At 62.5% G+C, this 10,200-nt stretch carries 9 protein-coding genes; all 9 read right to left on the reverse strand.

Translation table 11 applies throughout. The annotated features are described in order from the left end of the window. A partial coding sequence (nuoN, locus tag EN935_RS10285; RefSeq protein WP_127373302.1) for an NADH-quinone oxidoreductase subunit NuoN occupies window positions 1-1,404 on the reverse strand: 1,404 nt, incomplete at its 3' end. Between the two features lie 19 nt (window positions 1,405-1,423). Next, a complete protein-coding gene (locus EN935_RS10290) occupies window positions 1,424-2,929 on the reverse strand; it encodes an NADH-quinone oxidoreductase subunit M (RefSeq protein WP_126069452.1) in 1,506 nt (501 codons plus the stop codon). Beyond that, window positions 2,929-4,902: an NADH-quinone oxidoreductase subunit L gene (nuoL, locus tag EN935_RS10295; protein WP_127264540.1), complete on the reverse strand. Its 1,974-nt coding sequence runs from the start codon at window positions 4,900-4,902 to the stop codon at window positions 2,929-2,931. Before nuoL ends, EN935_RS10290 begins: the two co-directional genes overlap by 1 nt. A gap of 10 nt (window positions 4,903-4,912) precedes the next feature. Further along, window positions 4,913-5,221 (reverse strand): NADH-quinone oxidoreductase subunit NuoK, encoded by a 309-nt coding sequence (gene nuoK / locus EN935_RS10300; protein ID WP_010910101.1) that lies wholly within the window; start codon window positions 5,219-5,221, stop codon window positions 4,913-4,915. A gap of 1 nt (window position 5,222) precedes the next feature. Further along, window positions 5,223-5,843: an NADH-quinone oxidoreductase subunit J gene (locus tag EN935_RS10305; RefSeq protein WP_109667971.1), complete on the reverse strand. Its 621-nt coding sequence runs from the start codon at window positions 5,841-5,843 to the stop codon at window positions 5,223-5,225. 124 nt (window positions 5,844-5,967) lie between these two features. Then, a complete protein-coding gene (nuoI, locus tag EN935_RS10310; protein ID WP_023812382.1) occupies window positions 5,968-6,459 on the reverse strand; it encodes an NADH-quinone oxidoreductase subunit NuoI in 492 nt (163 codons plus the stop codon). Beyond that, window positions 6,459-7,502, reverse strand: coding sequence for an NADH-quinone oxidoreductase subunit NuoH (gene nuoH / locus EN935_RS10315; protein WP_109667973.1), 1,044 nt, complete (start codon window positions 7,500-7,502; stop codon window positions 6,459-6,461). The genes nuoI and nuoH overlap by 1 nt, the downstream gene beginning before the upstream one ends. Window positions 7,503-7,504: 2 nt before the next feature. Then, a complete protein-coding gene (nuoG, locus tag EN935_RS10320) occupies window positions 7,505-9,586 on the reverse strand; it encodes an NADH-quinone oxidoreductase subunit NuoG (protein ID WP_109667975.1) in 2,082 nt (693 codons plus the stop codon). A 73-nt stretch (window positions 9,587-9,659) separates the two neighbouring features. Then, window positions 9,660-10,200 (reverse strand): NADH-ubiquinone dehydrogenase (locus EN935_RS10325; protein ID WP_127373303.1); only part of this gene is annotated, 541 nt, incomplete at its 5' end.

The following is a 10,200-nucleotide window of genomic DNA, read 5'->3' on the forward strand; positions in this document are numbered from 1 at the left end:
GGTGCCGATCGGTCCGCCGATCAGCACATAGAACAGCACGAAGGCGCCGGAGACGCCGAGCACGACACGCAATTCCGTCGCCATCGGCACAAAGCCACCGACCGGTTCGTCGAACCACATGATCTTGATGATGCGCAGGTAATAATAGGCGCCCACCACCGAGGCCAGCACGCCGATGATCGCCAGCGCGTAGAGATTGGCGTTGATGGCGGCGAGGAAGACGTACCATTTCCCCCAGAAGCCGGCGAGCGGCGGGATGCCTGCCAGCGAGAACATTAGGATGGTCAGGATCGTCGCCATGATCGGATTGGTCGACGACAGGCCGGCCAGATCGCTGATCTGCTCGACATTGCCGTCCTTGCGCCGCATGGCGAGGATGAAGGCGAAGGTGCCGAGCGTCATCACCAGATAGATCAGCATGTAGATGGCAACGCCGCGCACGCCGGCCTGGCTGTTGGCGGCAAGGCCGACCAGCGCGTAGCCCATATGGCCGATCGAGGAATAGGCCATCAGTCGCTTGATGTTGGTCTGGCCGATGGCCGCGAAGGCGCCCAGCGCCATCGAGGCGATCGAGATGAAGACGATGATCTGCTGCCAGTCGGAGGCGATCGGCTTGAACGCGCCCATGGTGACACGCACCATCAGCGCCATCGCCGCCATCTTGGGTGCCGCCGCCAGGAAGGCCGTCACTGGCGTCGGCGCGCCCTCGTAGACGTCGGGCGTCCACATGTGGAACGGCACCGCCGAGATCTTGAAGGCAAGGCCGGCCAACACGAAGACGAGACCGAAGACGAGGCCAAGCTGGCGCTCGCCGCTGCCGAGCGCCGTAGCGATCTCCTGGAAGCCGGTGTTGCCAGTGTAGCCGTAGACCAGGCTGATGCCATAGAGCAGCATGCCCGACGACAACGCACCGAGAACGAAATATTTGAGGCCAGCCTCGGTCGAACGCAGATTGTCGCGATTAATCGCGCACAGCACGTAGATCGCCAGCGACTGCAGTTCGAGGCCGAGATAGAGCCCGATCATGCTGTTGGCCGAGATCATCAGCATCATGCCGAGCGTGCTGAGCAGCACCAATACGGGATATTCGAACTTGTCGAAATGCTCCGCCTTGGCGAAGCGCATCGACATCGCCAGCGTCACCGCCGAGCCGACCAGCGCCAGCACCTTCATGAAGCGGGCAAAGGAATCCTGGATGAAGGCGTTGCCATAGGCGCTGCCCTGCCCGGTTTGGAAGATCAGCCAGGCGCCCGCGACGACCAGCACGGCGACGGCAAGGCCGGTCACCGTGTTGGCGGTGTTGGCGCGCGAATAGGCGCCGACCATCAGCAGCGCCAGCGCGCCGACGGCAAGGATCAGCTCTGGCGTCGAGAGCGACAGGCTGGAGAGAAGGTCCGGCGTCATGGTTCGCAAAACCCTTGGGTTAATTCGCCGCCGCGGTCTGCGCGGCGCCGATGGATGCAGTGACATTGGTGACGAGCGACTTGACCGATTCGGCCGTCGCGTCGAAGACGGGTGCGGGATAGACGCCGAAGAAGATGACCAGCACGACCAGCGGGTAGATGATCAGCTTCTCGCGCGGCGACAGGTCGAGCAGGCCCTTCAGGCTGTCCTTGGTCAGCGCGCCGAAGATCACCCGGCGATAGAGCCAGAGCGCGTAGGCAGCCGACAGGATGACGCCGGTGGCGGCGAAGAACGCCACCCAGGTGTTGACCCGGAACACGCCGAGCATGGTCAGGAACTCGCCGACGAAACCGCTGGTGCCGGGCAGGCCGACATTGGCCATGGTGAAGATCATGAACACGGTGGCGTATTTCGGCATGTTGTTGACCAAGCCGCCATAGGCCGCGATTTCGCGTGTGTGCATGCGGTCGTAGATGACGCCGACGCACAGGAACAGCGCGCCGGAGACGAGGCCGTGGCTGAGCATCTGGAAGATCGCGCCCTGCACGCCTTCCTGGTTCATGGCGAAGATGCCCATGGTGACGAAGCCCATATGGGCCACCGACGAATAGGCGATCAGCTTCTTCATGTCCTCCTGCATCAGCGCCACCAGCGAGGTGTAGATGATGGCGACGACCGAGAGCGCGAAGATCAGCGGCGCGAACATTTCGGACGCCAGCGGGAACATCGGCAAGGAGAAACGCAGGAAGCCGTACCCGCCCATCTTTAGCAGGATGGCGGCCAGGATCACCGAACCTGCCGTCGGCGCTTCAACGTGCGCGTCGGGCAACCAAGTGTGCACCGGCCACATCGGCATCTTCACCGCGAAGGACGCGAAGAAGGCAAGCCATAGCCAGGTCTGCATGTTGGCCGGGAAGTTGTGCGTCAGAAGCGTCGGGATGTCGGTCGTGCCGGACTGGTAGAACATCGCCATGATGGCGAGCAGCATCAGCACCGAGCCGGCCAGCGTGTAGAGGAAGAACTTGAACGAGGCGTAGACGCGCCGCTTGCCGCCCCAGACGCCGATGATGATGAACATCGGGATCAGGCCGGCTTCGAAGAAGACGTAGAACAGCACGATATCGAGTGCGCAGAACACGCCGATCATCAGCGTTTCAAGCAGCAGGAAGGCGATCATGTAGGCCTTGACGCGCTTCTCGATCGATTCCCACGAGGCCAGGATGCAGAGCGGCATCAGGAAGGTCGTCAGGATGACGAACAGCATGGAGATGCCGTCGACGCCCATATGGTAGGAGATGCCGGAGTCGAGCCAGGCAACCTTCTCGACGAACTGGAAGCCGGCCTGCGAATTGTCGAAGCCAGTCCAGATGAACAGCGAGATGATGAACGTGAACGTCGTCGTCAACAGCGCAATGGCGCGGATGTTGCGGCGTGCATTTTCGCTGTCATCATTGATGAACAGGATAAGCAGCACACCAACCAGCGGCAGGAAGGTGACCAGCGAGAGGATTGGCCAAGCGGTCATCAGAGCATCATCCAGGTGACGAGTGCGGCAACGCCGATCAGCATGGCGAAGGCATAATGGTAGAGGTAGCCGGTCTGCAGCTTGACGACGCGGTTGGTGACATCGACGACGCGCGCCGAAATGCCATCCGGGCCGAGGCCGTCAATGATTGTGCCGTCGCCGGTCTTCCACAGGAAATGGCCGAGGCGCTTGGCGGGTCGCACGAACAGGAAATCGTAGAGCTCGTCGAAATACCACTTGTTGAGCAGGAAGGCGTAGAGCCCGCGATGGTGTGCTGCCAGATTGACCGGCATTTCCGGCGAGCGGATGTAGAATTTCCAGGCCAGCGCGAAGCCGATCAGCATGGCGATGAAGGGCGACAGCTCGACCCACAGCGGCAATTCGTGGATCTCGTGCAGGATGTGATTGTCAGGCAGCGTGAACAGCGATGCCTTCCAGAACTCGGCATAGCCCTCGCCGATGAAGGCGCCGTGGAAGATAATGCCGGCAAACAGTGCGCCGGCGGCCAGGATGAACAGCGGCACTAGCATCACCGGAGGCGATTCATGGACGTGGTGCATGACCTCGTGGCTCGCCCGCGGCTTGCCGTGGAAGGTCATGAAGATCAGCCGCCATGAGTAGAAGGAGGTGAAGCAGGCCGCGATGACGAGCAATATGAAGGCGAGGCCGGCAACCGAATTGTGGCCGGCAAAGGCGCTTTCGATGATGGCGTCCTTGGAGAAGAAGCCGGCGGTGCCGATGACCGTCACCGGGATGCCGACGCCGGTCAGCGCCAGCGTGCCGATGACCATCATCCAGTAGGTGGTCGGAATCAGCTTGCGCAGTCCGCCCATCTTGCGCATGTCCTGCTCGTCGGAGACGGCATGGATGACCGAGCCAGAGCCGAGGAACAGCAGGGCCTTGAAGAAGGCATGCGTGAACAGGTGGAAGATCGCCGCGCCATAGGCGCCGACGCCGAGCGCCACGAACATGTAGCCGAGCTGCGAGCAGGTCGAATAGGCGATGACGCGCTTGATGTCGTTCTGCACGAGACCGACCGTGGCCGCGAAGAAGGCGGTGAAGGCGCCGATGAAGGTCACGACCGTCAGCGCCGAATGCGACAGCTCGAACAGCGGCGACAGCCGCGCCAGCATGAACACACCGGCCGTTACCATGGTGGCGGCATGGATCAGTGCGGAAACCGGCGTCGGGCCTTCCATGGCGTCCGGCAGCCAGGTGTGCAGCGGCACCTGCGCCGACTTGCCCATGGCGCCCATGAACAGCAGAAGGCAGACGATCGTCATGGCCGACTGCTTGTCCAGCGCATGCCCAAGGAAGGTCAGGACCGCGGCGCCCTGTGGCGCGCCTTCGGCCGGAATGAACGTCGCCGCATTGGCGAAGATGGTGCCGAGATTGACCGAGCCGAACAGCACGAACAGGCCGAAGATGCCGAGCGCGAAGCCGAAGTCGCCGACGCGGTTGACGACGAAGGCCTTTATTGCCGCGGCATTGGCCGACGGCTTCTTGTACCAGAAACCGATCAGCAGGTAGGAGGCGAGACCGACCCCTTCCCAGCCGAAGAACATCTGCACCAGATTGTCGGCCGTCACCAGCATCAGCATGGCGAAGGTGAACAGCGACAAATAGGCGAAGAAGCGCGGCCGGTTCGGATCGTGGTGCATGTAGCCGATCGAATAGATGTGAACCAGCGCCGACACGGTGTTGACCACCACCAGCATCACCACCGTCAGCGTGTCGATCCGCAGCGCCCAGGATGCTTCCAGTCCGCCTGACTGGATCCAGCGCATCACCGGCACGGTGAACACCTCGCCATGGCCGAAGCCGACGGTGAAGAAAGCGACCCACGACAACACCGCCGCGATCACCAGGAAACCGGAGGTGATGTATTCGGACGCCTTGGCGCCGAGCGACGTGCCGAACAGGCCGACGATCAGGAAGCCGAGCAGGGGAAGGAAGACGATGGCCTGATACATGGTGGTTCCGTCAACCCTTCATCATGTTCACGTCTTCGACCGCGATCGAGCCGCGGTTGCGGAAGAAGACGACGAGAATGGCAAGTCCGATGGCGGCTTCAGCCGCCGCGACCGTCAGCACGAACAGCGCGAACACCTGGCCGACCAGATCGCCGAGTGCTGCCGAAAAGGCGACGAAGTTGATGTTGACCGCCAGCAGGATCAGCTCGACCGACATCAGGATGACGATGACGTTCTTGCGGTTGAGGAAGATGCCGAACACGCCGAGCGTGAACAGAACAGCCGATACGGTCAGATAATGCGCGATACCGACAACCATCTCAGAGCCCCTCGCCTGTCTTGACCTTACGGATTTCCATTCCGGTCGCCGATGTGCGGCCGACCTGGGCTGCGATCGACTGCCGCTTGACGCCTGGTTTATGGCGCAGCGTCAGCACGATGGCGCCGATCATGGCGACCAGCAGCACGAGGCCCGAAATCTGGAAGTAGTAGAGGTAGTCCGTATAGAGGATGTCGCCGAGTGCGGCCGTATTGGTCCGCGTCGCGAGATCCGGGATGGGTTTCGAAACCGTCGAGGCGAGTTGCGGCGCGAATGTGTAGCCGCCGAGCACGACGATCAGCTCCGCCGCCAGGATCAGACCGACCAGCGCGCCGATCGGTGCATATTGCAGGGCGCCTTCCTTCATCTCGGCGAAATCGACGTCGAGCATCATGACGACGAACAGGAAAAGCACCATCACCGCGCCGACATAGACGACGAGCAGGATCATCGCCAGGAACTCGGCCCCGGTCAGCATGAACAGGCCGGCGGCGTTGAAGAAGGTCAGGATCAGGAACAGCACCGAATGCACGGGGTTGCGCGACGAAATGACCATGAACGCCGACGCCACCGCGACAAAGGCGAAGAGGTAGAAAAAGGCCGCCTCTAGTCCACTCAACATGGGGTTCCCCCGGGTTCCTGTCCGAAACAGGACGTTCGTCCTGTTCGATTTTTGCGACCGCCTCCGGTCGGCAAGTTGCGTGTTTCCTTAGACGAGGCCCCTCGCCCCGTCCATGCGTCAAATATCAGCGGTACGGCGAGTCCAGCGAGATGTTGCGCGCCAGTTCGCGCTCCCACCGGTCGCCATTCGCCAACAGCTTGTCCTTGTCGTAGTAGAGTTCCTCGCGCGTCTCCGTCGCGAATTCGAAATTCGGCCCCTCGACGATGGCGTCGACCGGGCAGGCCTCCTGGCAGAAGCCGCAATAGATGCACTTCACCATGTCGATGTCGTAACGCACAGTACGGCGCGTGCCGTCATTGCGGCGCGGGCCGGCCTCGATGGTGATGGCCTGCGCCGGGCAGATCGCCTCGCACAATTTGCAGGCGATGCAGCGTTCCTCGCCATTGGGATAGCGGCGCAAAGCGTGCTCGCCCCGGAAGCGCGGGCTGGTCGGCCCCTTCTCGTGCGGATAGTTGATCGTCTCCTTCGGCGCGAAGAACTGGCGCATCGACAGGAAGAAGGCGCTGACGAAATCCTGCAGCAGCAGCGATTTTGCGGCTTGGGAAAGAGCGGACATCACGCAAACCCCGTGATTTTGAGGAAGGCAGCGGTGGCGACCACCATGAACAGCGAGATCGGCAGGAACACCTTCCAGCCGAGCCGCATCAGCTGGTCGTAGCGGTAGCGCGGCACGAAGGCCTTCACCATGGAGATGCCGAAGAACACGAAGCAGACCTTCAGCACGAACCAGATGACGCCCGGCACCCAGGTGAACGGCGCGAAGTCGAAGGGCGGCAGCCAGCCTCCGAGGAAGAGGATGGTGGCCAGCGCGCACATCAGCACGATGGCGACATACTCGCCAAGGAAGAACAGCAGGAACGGCGTCGACGAATATTCGACCATGTGGCCGGCGACCAGTTCCGATTCGGCTTCCACCAGATCGAAGGGCGGGCGGTTCGTCTCGGCCAGGGCCGAGATGAAGAAGATGATGAACATCGGAAACAGTGCCAGCCAGTTCCAGTCGAGGAACGTATTGGGCAAGCCAAGCCGCGTACCAATTCCATCATGCTGCGACAGCACGATGTCGGACAGATTGAGCGAACCGGCGGTGAGCAGAACGGTGACGATGACGAAGCCGATCGAGACTTCGTAGGACACCATCTGAGCCGCCGAACGCAACGCACCGAGGAACGGATATTTCGAGTTGGACGCCCAGCCGCCCATGATCACACCGTAGACCTCGAGCGAGGAGATGGCGAAGACATAGAGGATGCCGACATTGACGTTGGCGATCGCCCAGCCTTGATCGACCGGAATGACCGCCCAGGCCGAGATCGCCAACACCGCCGACACCAGTGGCGCCAGCAGGAAGACGCCCTTGTTGGCGCCCGACGGAATGATCGGTTCCTTGAAGACGAATTTCAACAGATCGGCGAAAGCCTGCAACGTGCCCCAGGGGCCAACGACGTTCGGACCACGGCGCAGCTGCACCGCCGCCCAGATCTTGCGGTCGGCGTAGAGGATGTAAGCGACGAAGATCAGCAAAACGACGATCAGCACGACTGACTTCAAGAGGATCAGCAGCGCCGGCAGCACGTAGAAGGAGAAGAAAGTGTCCATGCTTATTCCGCCGCCTGCTTGAAGCCGCTCTTGGCCAGTGCCGAGCATTCCGCCATCACGGCCGATGCCCGCGCGATCGGGTTGGTCAGGTAGAAATCCGTGACGGGCGAGGTGAACGTTCCCTTGTTCAGCCGTCCGCCGAGCTTCGCCACCTTGGCGATGTCCTCGGCATTGCCGGCAGCGACCTGATCGATGCGGGCCAGATGCGGGTATTCGCCGTAAAGCTTGGCGCGCAGCTGCGGCAGCGAATCGAACGGCAGTTTCTTGCCCAGCACATCCGACAGGGCCCGCAGGATCGCCCAGTCCTCGCGGGCATCGCCCGGCGCGAAGCCGGCGCGGTTGGTCTGCTGCACACGGCCTTCCGTGTTGACATAGGTGGCCGATTTTTCGGTGTAGGCAGCCGCCGGCAGGATGACGTTGGCGCGGTGCGCGCCCTGGTCGCCATGCGTGCCGATATAGACGACGAAGGCGCCGCCGGTCTTGGCCATGTCGATCTCGTCGGCGCCGAGCAGGAACAGCAGCTCCATTTCGCCCAGCATGCCGGCAACGCTCTTGCCACCCTCGCCCGGCACGAAGCCGAGATCGAGACCGCCGACACGTCCGGCCGCATTGTGCAGCACGGCAAAGCCGTTCCAGTCCGCGCGAGCAGCGTTGACAGCGGCGGCGAGCTTGGCCGCCTGGCCGAGCACGGCCGCGCCATCGGCGCGCGCCAGCGCGCCCTGGCCGACGATGATCAGCGGATGCGTCGCCTTCTTCAGCACCTGGAAGAACGTGCCATTGCCGTCGGCCAGATCCTTCAGCGAATCCGGTCCGGCGCCCAGCTGTTCATAGTCATAGCGCGTGTCACCGACATCGCCGATCACGCCGACCGGCAGATTGCCGATCCGCCAGCGCTTGCGGATGCGGGCGTTGAGCACCGAGGCTTCATAGCGCGGGTTGGCGCCGATGATCAGCACCGCGTCGGCCTGCTCGATGCCTTCGATGGTCGGATTGAAGATGTAGCTCGCCCGGCCGAGCGCCGGATCGAGTGCGGCGCCATCCTGGCGGCAGTCGGTATTCTTCGAGCCGAGCGAGGCCATCAGCAGCTTGAGCGCATAGATTTCTTCAACGGCGGCCAAGTCACCGGCAATGGCGCCGATCTTTTCGGGTGCCGCCTTCGAAACCGCGTCCTTGATCGCGGCAAAGGCTTCGGCCCAGCTGGCGGGAACCAGCTTGCCGTCCTTGCGCACATAGGGGCGGTCGAGGCGCTGCGTGCGCAGGCCGTCCCAGATGAAGCGGGTCTTGTCGGAAATCCACTCCTCGTTCACCGCTTCGTTGACGCGCGGCAGGATGCGCATCACTTCGCGCCCTCGGCTGTCGACGCGGATCGCCGAGCCGACCGCATCCATCACGTCGATGGATTCGGTCTTGGTCAGCTCCCACGGCCGCGCCTGGAAGGCGAAGGGTTTTGAGGTCAGCGCGCCGACCGGGCAAAGGTCGATGACATTGCCCTGCAGCTCCGAGGTCATCGCCTGTTCGAGATAGGTGGTGATCTCGGCATCCTCGCCACGGCCGATCAGGCCAAGCTCGGAAATGCCGGCGACTTCCGTGGTGAAGCGGACGCAGCGCGTGCAATGGATGCAGCGGTTCATCACCGTCTTGACCAGCGGTCCGATATATTTGTCTTCGACCGCGCGCTTGTTCTCATGATAGCGCGAGGAATCGACGCCGAAGGCCATCGCCTGGTCCTGCAGGTCGCATTCGCCGCCCTGGTCGCAGATAGGGCAATCCAGCGGATGGTTGATCAGCAGGAACTCCATCACGCCTTCCCTGGCCTTCTTGACCATCGGCGTGTTGGTGAAGATTTCCGGCGCCTCGCCATTCGGCCCCGGACGCAGGTCGCGCACGTTCATGGCGCAGGAAGCCTGCGGCTTGGGCGGCCCGCCCTTCACCTCGATCAGGCACATGCGGCAATTGCCGGCGATCGACAGCCGCTCATGGAAGCAGAAGCGCGGCACTTCCGCGCCAGCGTCTTCCGCCGCCTGCAGCAGCGTGTAGTGGTCGGGTACAGTGATCTCTTTCCCGTCGACCTTGAGCTTTGCCATTCGCCTCAAACCCCTGCGGAGTTCCCGCAATCTCTTGTTCCGGGCACGGTCGAAACCGGACCCGGCATTTCATTCACTTCTTGACGGCGAGCGCCGCCGCTTGGGCTGTCCAATCGTCGCGACTTATGCGGCCGGTGAGCGACAGATAATCCTCGACCCAGGCAACCTCTTGCGGCGTCCATGCCGCGATCTGGCCATACGTCCAGATGCCCAAGCCGTTGAGAACTTTTTCAAGCTTGGGCCCGATGCCCGATATAGCCTTGAGATCCGCCGGCTCGGCGGGCTTTTCCATAGCCTCTGGCTGCCTGAAATCCTCGGGCATCAGCACATGGCCGGAGTCGCCCGTTGCCGGAACGGCATTTGCGGCCGGCACGGCAGTAGCGGCTTCCTTGGCGGCAATATCGGTGACTTCCTGGGCGAAGGACTGCGCCTCGGCAATCATGGTTTTCGCCGTCGCCCGCGCCTTGGTGGAGGAAGAATTCGGGTCGTCGAACTGCGCGACGCGCGCCTCGAAATCATCGACGATCGGCTGCAACAGCCGTTGCGAAGCTTCGGCCGCTCCCGAAAGCGCGCCCAGCCAGACGCCGAAAGCGTGGTTGGCGAGCCGAAGGAGA

The organism is Mesorhizobium sp. M7D.F.Ca.US.004.03.1.1, assembly GCF_003998635.1.
GTDB lineage: Bacteria > Pseudomonadota > Alphaproteobacteria > Rhizobiales > Rhizobiaceae > Mesorhizobium > Mesorhizobium loti.